Below are 15473 nucleotides of genomic sequence, written 5' to 3'. Positions count from 1 at the left end.
CCGGCCCACCCGCAGCCGACCCCCGGCAACGGCGCCGCACCCACAGCCGGACCCCAGCCAAACCCAGCCCCGCCGGCGTTTGAGGCGCAGGGGCCCGGGGACCGGTCCCCGGCAACGGCGCCGCACAGCAGACAGCAGACAGCTGTCTCACCCCCCGACGGGGGTGGACCTTCCGAGGTGGTCCAGGCGGCGGAGGATCACGCCCTCCCTCAGGGCCCAGGGGCAGACCTCGAGGGACTCGACGCCGAGGAGGTCCATCGCGCCCTCCGCGACCAGCGCCCCGGCGAGGAGCTGGTTGGATCGGCCCTCGGAGACGCCGGGGAGGGTGGAGCGCTGGGCGGTGGTCATCGCCGCCAGCCTCGGGACCCACTCCTCCAGGGACTTCCGGGTCAGGTCCCGCTGGATGTAGAGGCCCTCCGCGGAGCGGGCCGCGCCCGCGATCCGGGCCAGCTGCTTGAAGGTCTTCGACGTGGCCACCACGTGGTCCGGCGGGCCGAAGCGGCTGAACTCGCCGACCGTGCGGGCGATCTGGGCCCGTACGTGGCGGCGCAGGGCGCGGACGTCCGCCGGGTCCGGCGGGTCGCCCGGGAGCCAGCCCGACGTGAGGCGTCCGGCGCCCAGGGGGAGCGAGACCGCCGCGTCCGGGTCCTCGTCGATGCCGTACGCGATCTCCAGCGAGCCCCCGCCGATGTCGAGGAGCAGGAGCTTGCCCGCCGACCAGCCGAACCAGCGCCGCGCCGCGAGGAACGTCAGGCGGGCCTCGTCGTCGCCGCTGAGGACGGGGAGGTCCACGCCCGTCTCGCACCTGACCCGGGAGAGGACCTCGTCGGCGTTCGTGGCTTCCCGCACCGCGCTCGTCGCGAAGGGGAGTACGTCCTCGCACCCCTTGTCCTCCGCGGCCTGCACCGCTCCGCCGATGACGGAGACCAGCCGCTCGACGCCCTCGGGCGTCACCGCGCCGTGCTCGTCGAGCAGCTCCGCCAGCCGCAGCTCCACCTTGTGCGAGTGCGCGGGCAGGGGGCGCGCACCGGGGTGCGCGTCCACCACCAGCAAATGGATCGTGTTCGAACCCACATCAAGGACACCGAGTCTCATGGGGGGAAACGCTACTGGTCCAAAGGCGTAGGGGTGGAGTGAGGGGCGTTTAGGCTGGGGTTTGTGCCAAATACGAAGAAGGCCAACAAGTCCAGGACCAAGGTCGGCAAGGCCGCCAAGCGCGCCGAGGCGGACGAGAAGGGGCTCGACTTCCCTCGGGCCTGGGTGGAGTTCCCCGACCCCGCCGATGAGGAGCAGGTCTTCCGCTGCGACCTCACCTGGCTCACCTCCCGCTGGACCTGCATCTTCGGCAGCGGCTGCCAGGGCATTGCGGCGGGCCGCGCGGACGACGGCTGCTGCACGCTCGGCGCGCACTTCTCCGACGAGGACGACGAGAAGCGGGTCGCCGAGAACGTGGCGCGGCTGACGCCGGAGCTGTGGCAGTTCCACGACGTCGGCAGCGAGACCGGGTGGACGCAGCACGACGACGACGGGGAGAAGCAGACCCGTCGCTGGGACGGTGCCTGCATCTTCCTGAACCGGCCGGGTTTCCCGGCGGGGGCCGGCTGTTCCCTGCACATCCTGGCGGTGCGCAGCGGCCAGGAGCCGCTGGAGACCAAGCCGGACGTGTGCTGGCAGCTGCCCATCCGGCGGACCTACGACTGGATCGACCGGCCCGACGACACCCGCGTCCTCCAGGTGTCGATCGGCGAGTACGACCGGCGCGGCTGGGGTCCGGGCGGCCACGACCTGCACTGGTGGTGCACCTCGGCCACCTCCGCCCACGGCGCCGGACAGCCGGTGTACGTGTCGTACCGCGCCGAGCTGACGGAGCTGATGGGCAAGGAGGCGTACGAGGAGCTCGTACGGCTCTGCGAGGCGCGGCTCGCCTCGCTGCTGCCGATGGCCCCGCACCCGGCCGACCCGCCGCCCGCGCCGTAGGCCGCAGCGCTACGGGGCCGGGGCCGGGGTCGGCTCCGGCTCCGGGGTCGCCCCGTCCGAGGGGCTCGGGGTCGGTGTCGGGGTCGGCGTCGGCGTCGGAGTGGGCGTGGGGGTCGGCGTCGGAGTCGGGGTGGGTGTCGGCGTCGGAGTCGGTGTCGCCGTGGGCTCCGGGCCGGGCGGGGTGGGTGCCGGGCGGCCCCGGCCCCTGATGGAGATCACCGCGCCGCCCGGGTCCACCCCGACGCGGGCGCTCCAGGCCCCTACGGGCTGGGCCGCGGAGTCCACGGTGATCCGCAGGGTGACCGATTCTCCTGGCTCCAGCCGACCCGAGGTCGTGCTCGCGCGGAGCCACGGGGCGTCGGACCACAGCCGCCAGTCGACCGGGGCGCCGCCCGAAGCGGTGAGGGTGAGCAGGGTGGTCGACCCGTGGGTGGAGGCGGCCGCGGTGAGCCGGCCCGGGGCGCCGGGGGCGGAGCTCGGCGCCCCGCTGCTGATGACCTCCACGGAGACGTCGGGGGTGGCTGCGGACGGGGCGAAGCCGGTGCCGGCGGTGGTGACGGCGGCGTTGCCCGCGTTCTCGTACGCCGTCAGCGGGCGGCCGTCGGTACGGGCCTGCGGGAGTTCCGCCTCGCTCGCGGAGATGCGCGTGGCGCCGTTGCCCACGGGTTCCCCGGTGTTCGGGGCGCCCCGGTAGGCCGCCCACAGGGCCAGCACCGGGGCCGCGACGACGGTGGCGACGACGGTGGTGGTCACGGCGCGGGCGCGCAGCCGCTCGCGGCGGGCGACGCGGTCCTTGGGGTCCATCGGAAAGCCGGTGCGGTCGAACCGCGGGCCGGTCCCGGCGCCCCGGCGGCCGCCGGAGCGGAGCATCGCGGCGTGCACGGAGGGGCGCGGGGCCGGGACCAGCGGCAGGGCGGCGGTGTTGACGCCCCCCGAGCTGGGCCAGGGACCGCCGGCGCCCACGCGTTCGGCGACGCGGCGGCAGCGCGGGCAGTCGTCGACGTGGCGGACGAGCTCGGCGCGCAGGGAGGAGGAGAGGAGGAGGTTCCCGTCTCCCCCGCCCTCCCCGTCGTCTCCGGTGAGCCGGGACACGGTCGGGCAGTTGCCCGTCTCCACGACGGCGAGGGCGGCGCGGGTGCGTTCCACCTCGCAGGCGGCGCCGGTGAGCAGCTCGCGGGCGGCGGCCGGGGGCGTACCGAGGACGGCGGCGAGTTCGGGGACGCCGAGGCGGTGGCGGACGGCGAGTTCGAGTGCCTCGCGCTGCTCGGGGGTGGTTCCGGCGGCCTCCGGCCAGGCGAGGCGGGCGAGCTCGGTGCGGCGGTAGGCGTACACGTCAAGACCGTCGTGACCGCCGTGACCCGCGGGGCCCGAGAGCCCCGCCGGGCCCACAGCGCTGCCGTGGCCGTCGGGGGTGGGCGGACCGCCCGAGCGGGCGGCCGCACCGGCGTACGCCGCCACGTTGGCCGCCGCGTTCGCGTCGGCGCTCGCCGTCGCGGGACCCGGCGCGCGGTGGGCGTCCGTGTGCTCCGGTGCACGCCGGGCGGAATGCGCTCCCCCGTATCCGTAGCGCGTGCGCCGTCGCTCGGCGAGCCTGCGCAGGCAGGCCCAGCGTGCGAGGGCGTACAGCCAGGCCCGCCGGTCCCCCTCGTCGGGGCAGCGGCCGGGATGCCTGTTCGCGACGGCGAGGACCTCGCCGAGCACGTCGGTGGCGGTGTCGTGGTCGCACAGGACCGAGAGGCAGTACGTGAACAGCCCGTCCAGGTAGGGCTCGTACCGGAACGGTGGCGGCTGCTCCACCCTGGTCCCCTCGGGGGGCGTGCGCCCGTGCGCCCGGTGTGCGCCGGTGCGCGGTGCGGGGTGTCCCTGGTTGCTGCTGGTCACTTGGTGACCGTAGGCGGCGCGCCGGTGGCGCTCCGGAAGCCTTCACCACTTTTAGCCCTTACGGGTGAACAGATCGGCACGGTGCTGACGGCTGCCCTGACGGTGCACGCCACGGCGTGCGCGGGACCGACTGCCGGACCGACTACCGGACCGACTCCGGACCGACTCCGGACCGACTGCCGGGCCACCTGCCGAGCCGCCTGCCGGAGCGACTTCGGGACCGCCCGCAGGCCCCCGCGGGGACCGGTCGGGGAGGGCTGTCGGTGGCGGCGGCTACGGTGGGCCGCATGGCTGCCCGTACATCTCGTTCATCCGCCAAGGACCGGCCGTCCTACCGCTGTACCGAGTGCGGGTACTCCACCGCCAAGTGGCTCGGCCGGTGCCCCGAGTGCCAGGCCTGGGGCACCGTCGAGGAGCTCGGCGGCGCCCCCGCCGTGCGCACCACCGCGGCGGGCCGGGTCACCACGGCCGCCGTGCCGATCGGGCAGGTCGACGTGCGGACGGCGACCGCGCGCAGCACGGGCGTGGGCGAGCTGGACCGGGTGCTGGGCGGCGGGCTGGTCCCCGGCGCGGTCGTCCTGCTCGCGGGCGAGCCGGGTGTCGGCAAGTCCACGCTGCTGCTCGACGTCGCGGCGAAGGCCGCCTCCGACGAGCACCGGACGCTGTACGTCACGGGCGAGGAGTCGGCGAGCCAGGTGCGGCTGCGGGCCGACCGGATCAACGCGCTCAGCGAGCACCTCTTCCTGGCCGCCGAGACCGATCTCTCCGCCGTGCTCGGGCACCTCGACGCGGTGAAGCCCTCGCTGCTGATCATGGACTCCGTCCAGACGGTCGCCTCCCCGGAGATCGACGGCGCGCCCGGCGGCATGGCGCAGGTCCGGGAGGTCGCCGGGGCGCTGATCCGGGCCTCCAAGGAGCGCGGGATGTCCACGCTGCTCGTCGGCCACGTCACCAAGGACGGGGCGATCGCCGGTCCCCGGCTGCTGGAACACCTGGTCGACGTGGTGCTGAGCTTCGAGGGCGACCGGCACGCGCGGCTGCGCCTCGTACGCGGGGTGAAGAACCGGTACGGCACCACGGACGAGGTCGGCTGCTTCGAGCTCACCGACGAGGGCATCAACGGGCTCGCCGACCCGAGCGGGCTGTTCCTGACCCGCCGTGCCGAGGCCGTCCCCGGCACCTGCCTGACGGTGACCCTGGAGGGCAAGCGCCCGCTCGTCGCCGAGGTGCAGGCGCTGACGGTGGACTCGCAGATCCCCTCGCCGCGCCGGACCACCTCCGGTCTGGAGACCTCGCGCGTCTCGATGATGCTGGCGGTGCTGGAGCAGCGCGGGCGGATCACGGCCCTCGGCAAGCGGGACATCTACACCGCCACCGTGGGCGGCGTGAAGCTGACCGAGCCGGCCGCCGACCTGGCCGTCGCGCTGGCCCTGGCCTCGGCCGCCAGCGACGTACCGCTCCCGAAGAACCTGGTGGCCATCGGGGAGGTCGGGCTCGCGGGCGAGGTCCGGCGCGTGACGGGCGTGCAGCGGCGGCTCGCGGAGGCGTACCGGCTGGGCTTCACGCACGCGCTGGTGCCGGTGGACCCGGGGAAGGTGCCGGCGGGCATGAAGGTGACCGAGGTCGCCGACATGGGCGACGCCCTGCGCGTCCTGCCGCGCGGGCGGTCGCGCACACCGGCGAAGGAGCAGCCCGCCGGCTAGCCGGGCCCCGCGAACTGCACGAACAGCAGGTCAGCGGGCCCGGACGGGGTGCTCCCCGGCCCGGCCGTGCCAAGGCACGACGGGCGCCGGGGGCGCGCCGGTAGACTTCGGGATGGTCCGCCCGGCCGTACGCAGGCGGTACATCCCGCGACCGGAGGAGTGCAGTGGCAGCCAAGGACGGGGCAGCAGCATCCGGAAAGTCGGGCGCGAGCTCCAAGCAGGAGGCCATGATGCGCGCCTCGCTGAGTGCGGTCGCACCTGGTCAGCCCCTGCGTGACGGGCTCGAACGGATCGTTCGCGGCAACACCGGAGGGCTCATCGTCCTCGGTATGGACAAGTCGGTCGAGGCCATGTGCACGGGCGGTTTCGTCCTGGACGTGGAGTTCACGGCGACCCGGCTGCGCGAGCTGTGCAAGCTCGACGGCGCGCTGATCCTGGACAAGGACATCACCAAGATCCTGCGGGCGGGCGTCCAGCTGGTGCCCGACGCGTCGATCCACACGGAGGAGACGGGCACCCGGCACCGGACCGCGGACCGGGTATCGAAGCAGTGCGGTTTCCCGGTGGTGTCGGTCTCGCAGTCGATGCGGCTGATCGCGCTGTACGTGGACGGCGAGCGGCGCGTGCTGGAGGAGTCCGGGGCGATCCTGTCGCGGGCGAACCAGGCGCTGGCCACGCTGGAGCGGTACAAGCTCCGCCTGGACGAGGTCGCCGGGACGCTGTCCGCGCTGGAGATCGAGGACCTGGTGACGGTCCGCGACGTCACGGCGGTGGCGCAGCGGCTGGAAATGGTGCGGCGCATCGCGACGGAGATCGCGGAGTACGTGGTGGAGCTCGGCACGGACGGCCGGCTGCTCTCGCTCCAGCTCGACGAGCTGACGGTCGGGATCGAGCAGGAGCGGGAGCTCGTTATCCGGGACTACGTGCCGGAGCCGACGGCGAAGCGTTCCCGCACGGTGGAGGAGGCGCTGCCGGCGCTGGACGCGCTGACGCATCCGGAGCTGCTGGAGCTGGGGATCGTGGCGAAGGCTCTGGGGTACACGGGCTCGCCGGAGACCCTGGACTCCGCGGTGTCCCCGCGCGGGTACCGGCTGCTGGCGAAGGTGCCGCGGCTGCCGGGGGCGATCATCGAGCGGCTGGTCGAGCACTTCGGCGGGCTGCAGAAGCTCCTCGCGGCGTCGGTGGACGACCTGCAGACGGTCGACGGTGTCGGCGAAGCCCGTGCGCGCAGTGTCCGCGAGGGGCTGTCCCGGCTGGCGGAGTCCTCCATCCTGGAGCGGTACGTCTAGCCTGCGGCCTCGCTCCGCGGGTGCGGCTGGGCGCCGCTCCCGGGGCGCCGCCCCGGACCCCGCCCCCCGAACGCCGGAGGGGCTGGAATTGCCCTGCGGGCAATCCATCCCCTCCGATTCGCACCGTGCGCTGCGCACGGGTGAAGGCCGGCTTCGGCGGCGCCGCGCCCGTTACTCCGGCTTCAGGACGAACGAGGTCCGGGCCACCGGCATGCCGGGGGACTTGACCTCGACCACGTAGGTGTCCGCCGCCGCCGTCCCCGCCGGAGGCGACTGGCACTGGGTCGGCTCGCTGAAGTGGCGGTCCCACTCCAGGCCTTGCGTGGTCTCGCCCTGCGAGGGCACCCGGTAGAAGACGTTGCCCGCGCCCGTCGGGCAGTCCGCGGAGGACCAGACCGGCTTGGCGTTGCTCGCCTGGGTGATCGTCAGCACCGCCTGCTTCGGGCCGAGATCGACCTTGCAGGTCGTGCCCGAGACATTGCGCGCGAGGAGTTCGAGGCGCGGCTTCTCGCTCGGCTCGTACTCGTTCTTCACGCTCTTGACCTCCCACTGCAGCGCGCCGGGCGCGCACGTGGGCACCGGCGAGTCCCCGGGTACGACCTGGCCCGCGCCGGCGCCGCCGGAAGAGCCCGTCCCGCCCTGGTCCGCGGCGCCGGGCTCGGAACCCGGTTCGCCGTTCTTGCCCGTGCCGGGGCTCGCACCGGGGCCGGAGCCCGTGCCGGTGCCGGAGCCCGTGCCGGTGCCGCCGGAGCCCGACTCGCCGCGCCCGCCCGGGGCCTGACTGATCGCCGGACCGGAACCCGAGGGGCCCGGGGTGATCTGGGTGACGGGACCGGAGCCGCCCTGGCCCTTGCCGTTGGTACTCGACTTGCCCGCACCGGAACTGACGGTCCATACGGCGAGCATCGCGAGGAGCGCGGCAACGGACGCCAGCACAGCCCTCCGTCGCCAGTAGATGGAGGAGGGGAGCGGCCCGACCGGATTGCGCAGAGATCCCACGGACGGAACCTTACGAGAGTTCCCGGCACGATCAGTGCCCCACATGCCGCGCACTCGGCTTGTTTTGCCGATGATCATCCTGCGGGGTGATCCGGGGGCGCCGGAAATCGGCCGGGAGGCTGATGAAGACGTTATTCCGATTTCGGTACCTTCGGTCACCATGGACAGCTCCGGCCTCTACCTCGACGTCACCGATTTCGCCCACGCGACCCCCGCCTGGGTGCAGTCGGCGTTCGAGTTCTGGACGGAGTACGGGCTGCTCGTCTTCGGCGCGCTCTTCATAGCCGTGTGGTGGCGCTCACGTGGCGCCCGCGACCCCCGCGCGGTGGCGCTCGCGGTGCTCGCCCCCTTCGTCACCGCCCTGGCCTACGTCGCCTCCGAGCTGGTGAAGTCCAGCGTCGACGAGGAGCGCCCCTGCCGGGCCGTGGCCGGGGCCGCGGCCTCGCTGATCAGGTGCCCGGCCACCGGCGACTGGTCCTTCCCCAGCAATCACTCCACCATCGCGGGCGCCGCGGCCGTGGCCCTGGCGCTCGCCGTCCGGGGGCTCGTGCTGCTGACCCTGCCGCTGGCCCTGCTGATGGCCTTCTCGCGCGTCTTCGTCGGCGTCCACTACCCGCACGACGTGGCCATGGGCCTGTTGCTGGGCGCGAGCCTCGCCGCGCTCGCCGCGCTCGCGCTCGCCGGCCCGGCGACCAGGGTCGTCACCGCCGTCCGGACGAGCGGCGGCCGCACGGCCGTCCTGCTCACCGGTCCGGACCCCGCCCGCTGACACCCGCCCATCCCCGGCGCCGGGGATCGACACGGCAGCCCGCGGGCCCGAAACGTGTCAGGATGCCGTCTGCCATGACTGCAACCATTCCCACCACCGCGCTGCACTCCCCCGTCATCGCGTGGTTCGAAGCACACGCCCGCGACCTGCCCTGGCGCCGCCCCGAGGCCGGCCCCTGGGGGGTGATGGTCAGCGAGTTCATGCTCCAGCAGACCCCCGTCAACCGGGTCCTGCCGGTCTACGAGCAGTGGCTCGCCCGCTGGCCCCGGCCCGCCGACCTCGCCGCCGACGCCCCGGGTGAGGCCGTCCGCGCGTGGGGCCGCCTCGGCTACCCGCGCCGGGCCCTGCGCCTGCACGGCGCGGCCGTCGCCATAACGGAGCGGCACGGGGGCGACGTACCGCGCGAGCACGCGCAGTTGCTGGCGCTGCCCGGGATCGGCGAGTACACGGCGGCCGCCGTGGCCTCCTTCGCGTACGGGCAGCGGCACGCGGTCCTCGACACCAACGTGCGCCGGGTCTTCGCGCGCACCGCGACCGGGGTCGAGTACCCGCCGAACGCCACGACCGCCGCCGAGCGCCGCCTGGCGCGGGCCCTGCTGCCCGAGGACGAGGACACCGCGGCCCGCTGGGCGGCGGCCTCCATGGAGCTCGGGGCGCTGGTGTGCACGGCCAAGAGCCCGGACTGCGGGAACTGTCCGGTGGCCGGGCTGTGCGCGTGGCGGCTGGCCGGGAAGCCCCCTCACGAGGGGCCTCCGCGGCGCGGGCAGACGTACGCCGGGACGGACCGCCAGGTGCGCGGCAAGCTCCTCGCGGTGCTGCGCGAGGCGGTCGGCGCCGTGCCGCAGTCCGTCCTCGACACCGTCTGGGAGGAGCCCGTACAGCGGGCCCGCGCGCTCGACGGGCTGGTCTCGGACGGGCTCGTGGAGCCGCTGCCCGGACTCATGTACCGGCTGCCCGCCGCCCCCGCGAAGGCCGCCGCCGACCCCGCCCCGTAGCCCTCCCCTGAACCACCTGAAGCTGACTCAGGGATTCCGCTTGTCTGGAGAAACCGCAGCTCACGGGCTCTGTTACATAACCTATGGGTGTCCGTGCGCCCACCGAAGGCTGACCCGCACAGGGCCGTGACAACGCCTCCGTACCGTCGAATCCGCAAGGCAGCGGACAAGCGGTTGGTCGGAACGGAGGCGGTCTGAGATGGCGCACGGCGAGGTACTCGAATTCGAAGAGTACGTACGCACCCGGCAGGACGCGCTGCTGCGCAGTGCCCGTCGCCTGGTTCCGGACCCGACCGACGCACAGGACCTCCTGCAGACCGCGCTCGTCCGCACCTACGGCCGCTGGGACGGCATCGCCGACAAGTCCCTTGCCGACGCCTACCTGCGCCGTGTCATGATCAACACCCGCACCGAATGGTGGCGGGCCCGCAAGCTCGAAGAGGTTCCCACCGAGCAGCTCCCCGACGCCTCCGTCGAGGACGGTTCGGACCAGCGCGCCGACCGCGCCCTGCTCATGGACATCCTCAAGGTGCTCGCGCCCAAGCAGCGCAGTGTGGTGGTACTGCGACACTGGGAGCAGATGAGCACCGAGGAGACGGCCGCGGCGCTCGGCATGTCGGCGGGAACCGTGAAGAGCACTCTGCACCGCGCACTGGCCCGCCTCCGGCAGGAACTGGAGAGCCGGGACCTGGACATGCGCGCGCTGGAGCGCGGTGACCACACCACCATCCGGTACGAGGGGCGTGAGCGGTGCGCGGCCTGATTGGCCCAAGACTGAGCGGCAAGAGCTCGGTGGTATTGATGTCGGCGGGGACGGTCGTCCTCGCCGGCACCGTGCTGTTCGCGGTCGGCTGCTCGACGGGGGGCACGGGACTGCGGGACGGCGGCCCGGCCCGTACCGAGTCGGTGGCCAAGACCGCGGCTCCCTCCTCGGCGCCCTCCGGACACGACGCGGGCACCCCCGGCCCCCTCACCTCCAAGGCATCCGGCAAGCCGGCCGCCAAGGTCGACCCGATCGCCCTGATCAAGGCGGACCCGAAGATCAGCGCCGAGATCAAGCGGGACCTGAAGCCCTGCTCCGGCAAGGAGTACCCGGTGGACGTCAGCTACGGGAAGGTCACCGGCGGCCCGGCGGTCGACGTCGTGGTCAACGTCCTGTCCTGCGCCGACGCGCTCGGCCGCGGTTCGTTCGTGTACCGCGCGGAGGGCGCCTCGTACGAGAATGTCTTCTCGGACGAGCAGCCGCCCGTCTACGCCGAGATCGACCGGGGCGACCTGGTCGTCACCAAGCCGGTCTACGGGAAGAGCGACGCGCTCTCCTATCCCTCGGGCGAGGACGTGATCACGTACCGCTGGAACGGCGAGCGGTTCACCGAGCAGGACCGGGTGCACACCGACTACAGCAGCGTGGTCGACGGCGGGACGGTCCCCGCCCCGGCCGTCAGTCCGAAGAGCTGATCCGCCCGCAGAACCGGGCGACCCGAAGAACAGAACCGAGTACCGAGGCGAGGCGAGGCTCCCGATGGCCGAGACCCATGTGCTGTTCGTGGAGGACGACGACGTCATCCGTGAGGCCACGACCCTGGCGCTGGAACGCGACGGGTTCCTCGTCACGGCCATGCCCGACGGGCTGTCCGGGCTGGAGTCCTTCCGGGCGGACCGCCCCGACATCGCGCTGCTCGACGTGATGGTGCCCGGGATGGACGGCGTGAGCCTGTGCCGCCGCATCCGCGACGAGTCCACCGTGCCCGTCATCATGCTGTCGGCGCGCGCCGACTCCATCGACGTGGTGCTGGGCCTGGAGGCGGGTGCCGACGACTACGTCACCAAGCCCTTCGACGGCTCCGTCCTCGTCGCCCGCATCCGCGCGGTGCTGCGCCGCTTCGGCCACGCCGGCGGCCCGCAGGGCGGGGGGTCCGAGGAGGACGCCTCGGGCGAGCGCGGAGTGCTGCTCTTCGGCGACCTGGAGGTCGACACGGAGGGCATGGAGGTGCGCAAGGCGGGTGCCTCGGTGGCGCTGACCCCCACCGAGATGCGGCTGCTGCTGGAGTTCTCCACCTCTCCCGGCACCGTGCTCTCGCGCGACCGGCTGCTGGAGCGGGTCTGGGACTACGACTGGGGCGGGGACACCCGCGTCGTGGACGTCCACGTCCAGCGGCTGCGCACCAAGATCGGGCAGGACCGGATCGAAACGGTCCGGGGATTCGGATACAAGCTCAAGGCCTGATGCCTTGAGGAGAAGAGCAGGGGGACGAGCGCGGGGATGAAAGCTGAATGAAGCAGTTCACCCTGCGGACCGGGATCCGCTGGAAGATCACGCTCGCCATCGCCTCGGTGGGCGCGCTGACCGCCATCTCACTGAGCCTGGTGGTGCACAGCGCTGCCCGCGTATCGATGCTGGAGAGCGCTCGCGAGGTCCAGCTCGACCGGGTGCAGTTCATCTCCCGCAACGCCGAGGCCGGCCGCAAGCCCCCCATGGGCGCCAAGCTCAACGACCCGGACCTGCCCGCCGAGCTGCGCGAGAAGGCCCGGTCCGGGCGGCGCGGCACCTACATCCAGGACATCCCGAACGGGGGCCCCGAGGTGTGGGCCGCCGTACCGCTCGGCAACGGGCAGGTGCTGTCGCTGCACACGCAGTTCCGGGAGAGCGCCAACATGGTGCGCGACCTGGACCGGGCCCTGGTCGTCGGCTTCCTCCCCGTGGTGGTCGGCGGGTCGGCGCTCGGCGTGCTGATCGGCGGCCAGATCTCGCGCCGGCTGCGCAAGGCCGCGGCCGCCGCGCAGCGGGTGGCGCACGGGGATCCCGAAGTACGGGTGCGGGACGCGGTCGGGGGCGTCGTACGTGACGAGACCGACGACCTCGCACGGGCGGTCGACGCGATGGCGGATGCCCTCCAGCAGCGGCTGGAGGCCGAGCGGCGGGTGACCGCCGACATCGCGCACGAGCTGCGCACCCCGGTGACCGGCCTGCTCACGGCGGCGGAACTGCTGCCGCCGGGACGGCCGACCGAGCTCGTACGGGACCGCGCGCAGGCGCTGCGGGCTCTGGTCGAGGACGTACTGGAGGTGGCCCGGCTGGACAGCGCGTCCGAGCGGGCGGAGCTCCAGGAGGTGGCGCTGGGCGAGTTCGTGCAGCGGCGGGTCAACTCGCTGATGCCGGAGGCGAGCGTACGGATCGTCGCCGACGAGATCGTCAGCACCGACCCGCGCCGCCTGGAGCGGATCCTCGGCAACCTCCTGGCCAATGCCTCGCGGTACGGGCGGGCGCCGATCCAGGTCGATGTCGAAGGCCGGGTCGTACGGGTCCGGGACCACGGGCCGGGCTTCCCCGACGCCCTGCTCCGGGAGGGCCCGAGCCGGTTCCGGACCGGGTCCACGGACCGGGCCGGGGTGGGGCACGGGCTGGGGCTGACCATCGCGGAGGGGCAGGCGCGGGTGCTGGGCGCCCGGCTGACGTTCCGCAACGTGGCGGCCCCCGGCGGCTTCGACCGCGGCGGCTCGGCGGCCGGGGCGGTGGCGGTGCTGTGGCTGCCGGAGCACGCGCCGACGGCGACGGGGAGCTTCCCGATCCTGCGCCGGGAGGACTGAGCGGGTCCGGGCCGGGCCCGCGATCGGTGTCGTATCGCGACCCTCGGCTGTTCGGTTGCGGACGCCGATGTTTTAGCATCCGAACCATGACTGACGGTACGGATCGCCCGCACAGCCCCCAGCCCGAGCCCGCGCCGGAGAGCGGCGGCTACGGGTTCCCGCCGGGGATACCCGCGCCGGGCGGCTACGGGTTCCCGCCCGCCCGGCCCGAACAGCACGATCAGCACGCCCCGTACGACCAGCCGCCGCCCGGTGACGGCCACGGCTACGGCTACCCGCCCGGCCGGCCCGACCAGCCCGCGTCGGGCGACGGCCACGCGTACGGCTACCCGCCGGCCGGTGGCTACGGCTACCCGCCGGGCCCGCCCGTGGCCGGCGGCTTCGGCCCCCCGATGCCCTTCCCCGAGGAGCCCGGCCCGCACGGACCCGGCCCGAACCTGCCGCCCGTGGCCTTCGGCGAGCAGCCCGACTGGGAGGCGATGGCCGCCCGATCGGCCTCCGAGCGGCGCAAGAAGCGGCTGTTGATGGTGGGCGGAGCGGTGACCGTCCTCCTGCTGCTCGCCGGCGGCGGAACGTTCTTCCTGCTGCGGGACGGCAAGCCGGGCACGAACGACGTGGCCGACGACAACGGTCCCTCCGCGTCCGCGTCCCCCTCCGCGTCGGGGTCGCCGGACCCCGACGCCTCCCCGTCGAAGGGCTACTCCCCCACCGTGTCGAGCGACGTCTCCCTGCTCAGGGACAGCGTCGGCAAGACCAACATCCGCATGGGCCCCGAGGCCACGGTGCCCAAGGTGACCACGCGCTACGAGCTCACCCTCAAGGGCAATCCGAACTCGTACGCCCAGGCCACCGAGCCCGGCGTCGATACGACCAAGAGCTTCACCCTCTCGGCCCGCGTCAACAACGCCTCCACGGCGAAGGGCGCCCACATCGTGATGAGCCAGGGCACCGGTGATTCGTTCGCCTTCGAGCTCGGCGCCGACGAGGTGAGCGGCAAGCAGGCCTGGGTGTTCCGCGTGCGGACCAACGAGAAGGGCGCCACGCCCACGGTGGTGACGGTCTCCTCGCAGGGGAAGAGGACGACCAAGACCTGGACGGTGCTGACGGCCGTCCACGACGCCGAGAAGAAGATGATCCACCTGTACGTGGAGGGCAAGAAGGCCGGCGAGGCCCCGGTCCCGGGGATCTGGCAGAACTCCGGCCCCCTGCAGCTCGGCCGGGCCCGCCACCAGGACGCGTGGGCCGGCGCGTTCAAGGGGGCGATGAACTACATCCGGATCTACGAATCGGCCTTCACGCCCGAGCAGGCCGCCGCCTACCGCAAGGGGCAGTTGGACGCCGCGGGCCGCGGTACCGCGACCCACGCCTGGGTGACCGGCTGATCAGATGGTGACGCCGACCGTACGCAGGAAGGACACCGGGTTCACGGCCGAGCCGTAGTTCGGCGTGGTCCGGATCTCGAAGTGGAGGTGCGGGCCGCTCGAATTGCCGGTGTTGCCGGAGAGGGCGATCCGCTCGCCCTTGGAGACCTTCTCGCCGATCTTGACCTGGATCTTCGAGAGGTGCGCGTACTGCGAGTACGTGTTGTTCGCGTGCTTGATCACGATGGCGTTGCCGTAGGCCGGGCCGTCGCCGCCGCCGTTGGGGCCGGCCTTGACCACGGTGCCCGCAGAGACGGCGTCGACCGGGGTGCCGACCGGGACGGCGAAGTCCTGGCCGGAGTGCTTGTGCGACCACATGGTGCCGCCCTTGCCGAAGGTCGCGGAGAGCTTGTACGTCGACACCGGCTTCTCCCACGTCGGGGCGGCGGCCTGCTTGGCGGCGACGGCCTGGGCGGCGGCCTGCTCGGCGACGAGCTGGAGCGTGCCGGTCAGCTCGGTCTGGGGCACCTCGGCGGCGAAGGCGGCGGTCGTCCCCGCCCCGAGTGCCAGGGCCGCGCCGAGGGCGGTGGCGCCGACGGCGATACGGGTACGACGGGTGCTGACGCGCTTCGCGGACATGAAGAGACCTCCGGGCCGGGGACGGGGACGGTGCTGCGGGTACTGCGGGGGCTGCGGCACTCCGGGTTCTACGGGTGCCGCGGGCAAGAAGGAACCCGGCACGCTGAGCGGGTGCCGGGCCTGCTTGCTCATCCTTGGTAACCCGGGCACCCCGGCTTCCCCAAACGTCCCCGTTACTACCCGGGCTCGTAGATGCGAAGGGTGTCGGCAGCCCTGTTGACCGCGCCATCACTGGGTCGACGGTGGGGCAAATCGGACATGGATCTCTACGA

General features: G+C 73.4%; 14 protein-coding genes. 10 read left to right on the top strand and 4 right to left on the bottom strand.

The window, feature by feature from the left end; translation table 11 throughout:
- Positions 1–147 precede the first annotated feature (147 nt).
- Positions 148–1095 (bottom strand): Ppx/GppA phosphatase family protein, encoded by a 948-nt coding sequence (locus ABZY57_RS22965; RefSeq protein WP_356514756.1) that lies wholly within the window; start codon positions 1093–1095, stop codon positions 148–150.
- Between the two features lie 63 nt (positions 1096–1158).
- Between ABZY57_RS22965 and ABZY57_RS22960 the strand changes: the two genes are divergently transcribed.
- Positions 1159–1977, top strand: a complete 819-nt coding sequence (locus tag ABZY57_RS22960) for a hypothetical protein (protein WP_356514754.1) — start codon at positions 1159–1161, stop codon at positions 1975–1977.
- A 9-nt stretch (positions 1978–1986) separates the two neighbouring features.
- Here ABZY57_RS22960 and ABZY57_RS22955 read toward each other — a convergent pair whose 3' ends face one another.
- Positions 1987–3858, bottom strand: coding sequence for a hypothetical protein (locus ABZY57_RS22955; RefSeq protein ID WP_356514752.1), 1872 nt, complete (start codon positions 3856–3858; stop codon positions 1987–1989).
- Between the two features lie 287 nt (positions 3859–4145).
- Between ABZY57_RS22955 and radA the strand changes: the two genes are divergently transcribed.
- Positions 4146–5561: a DNA repair protein RadA gene (radA, locus tag ABZY57_RS22950; RefSeq protein WP_356514750.1), complete on the top strand. Its 1416-nt coding sequence runs from the start codon at positions 4146–4148 to the stop codon at positions 5559–5561.
- 164 nt (positions 5562–5725) lie between these two features.
- A complete protein-coding gene (gene disA / locus ABZY57_RS22945; protein ID WP_356514748.1) occupies positions 5726–6850 on the top strand; it encodes a DNA integrity scanning diadenylate cyclase DisA in 1125 nt (374 codons plus the stop codon).
- 171 nt (positions 6851–7021) lie between these two features.
- On the opposite strand, the gene ABZY57_RS22940 is transcribed toward disA, so the two are convergent.
- A complete protein-coding gene (locus tag ABZY57_RS22940) occupies positions 7022–7849 on the bottom strand; it encodes a hypothetical protein (RefSeq protein WP_356514746.1) in 828 nt (275 codons plus the stop codon).
- A 160-nt stretch (positions 7850–8009) separates the two neighbouring features.
- On the opposite strand from ABZY57_RS22940, the gene ABZY57_RS22935 reads away from it, so the two are divergent.
- From ABZY57_RS22935 to ABZY57_RS22905, 7 genes are all read left to right on the top strand, one after another.
- Positions 8010–8618: a phosphatase PAP2 family protein gene (locus tag ABZY57_RS22935; RefSeq protein WP_356514744.1), complete on the top strand. Its 609-nt coding sequence runs from the start codon at positions 8010–8012 to the stop codon at positions 8616–8618.
- A 74-nt stretch (positions 8619–8692) separates the two neighbouring features.
- Positions 8693–9613 carry an A/G-specific adenine glycosylase gene (locus ABZY57_RS22930; protein ID WP_356514742.1) on the top strand — a complete coding sequence of 307 codons (921 nt, stop codon included), beginning with the start codon at positions 8693–8695 and terminating at the stop codon, positions 9611–9613.
- Between the two features lie 199 nt (positions 9614–9812).
- Entirely contained in the window at positions 9813–10376 is a 564-nt protein-coding gene (locus ABZY57_RS22925; RefSeq protein ID WP_356514740.1) for a SigE family RNA polymerase sigma factor, read from the top strand.
- A gap of 38 nt (positions 10377–10414) precedes the next feature.
- Entirely contained in the window at positions 10415–11071 is a 657-nt protein-coding gene (locus ABZY57_RS22920; protein WP_356514738.1) for a hypothetical protein, read from the top strand.
- A gap of 64 nt (positions 11072–11135) precedes the next feature.
- Entirely contained in the window at positions 11136–11840 is a 705-nt protein-coding gene (gene cseB / locus ABZY57_RS22915; protein WP_356514736.1) for a two-component system response regulator CseB, read from the top strand.
- Between the two features lie 47 nt (positions 11841–11887).
- Positions 11888–13201: a two-component system sensor histidine kinase CseC gene (gene cseC / locus ABZY57_RS22910; RefSeq protein WP_356514735.1), complete on the top strand. Its 1314-nt coding sequence runs from the start codon at positions 11888–11890 to the stop codon at positions 13199–13201.
- A gap of 86 nt (positions 13202–13287) precedes the next feature.
- Positions 13288–14583 carry a LamG-like jellyroll fold domain-containing protein gene (locus ABZY57_RS22905; RefSeq protein ID WP_356514734.1) on the top strand — a complete coding sequence of 432 codons (1296 nt, stop codon included), beginning with the start codon at positions 13288–13290 and terminating at the stop codon, positions 14581–14583.
- Here the strand turns inward: ABZY57_RS22905 and ABZY57_RS22900 are convergent, their stop codons facing one another.
- Positions 14584–15201 (bottom strand): M23 family metallopeptidase, encoded by a 618-nt coding sequence (locus ABZY57_RS22900; RefSeq protein ID WP_356514732.1) that lies wholly within the window; start codon positions 15199–15201, stop codon positions 14584–14586.
- Positions 15202–15473 lie beyond the last annotated feature (272 nt).

The sequence above is a fragment of the Streptomyces sp. NPDC006450 genome, assembly GCF_040612195.1.
Lineage (GTDB): Bacteria > Actinomycetota > Actinomycetes > Streptomycetales > Streptomycetaceae > Streptomyces.
Note: the sequence above shows the minus strand (reverse complement) of the source record. Positions and strands in the feature narration are given on the sequence as shown.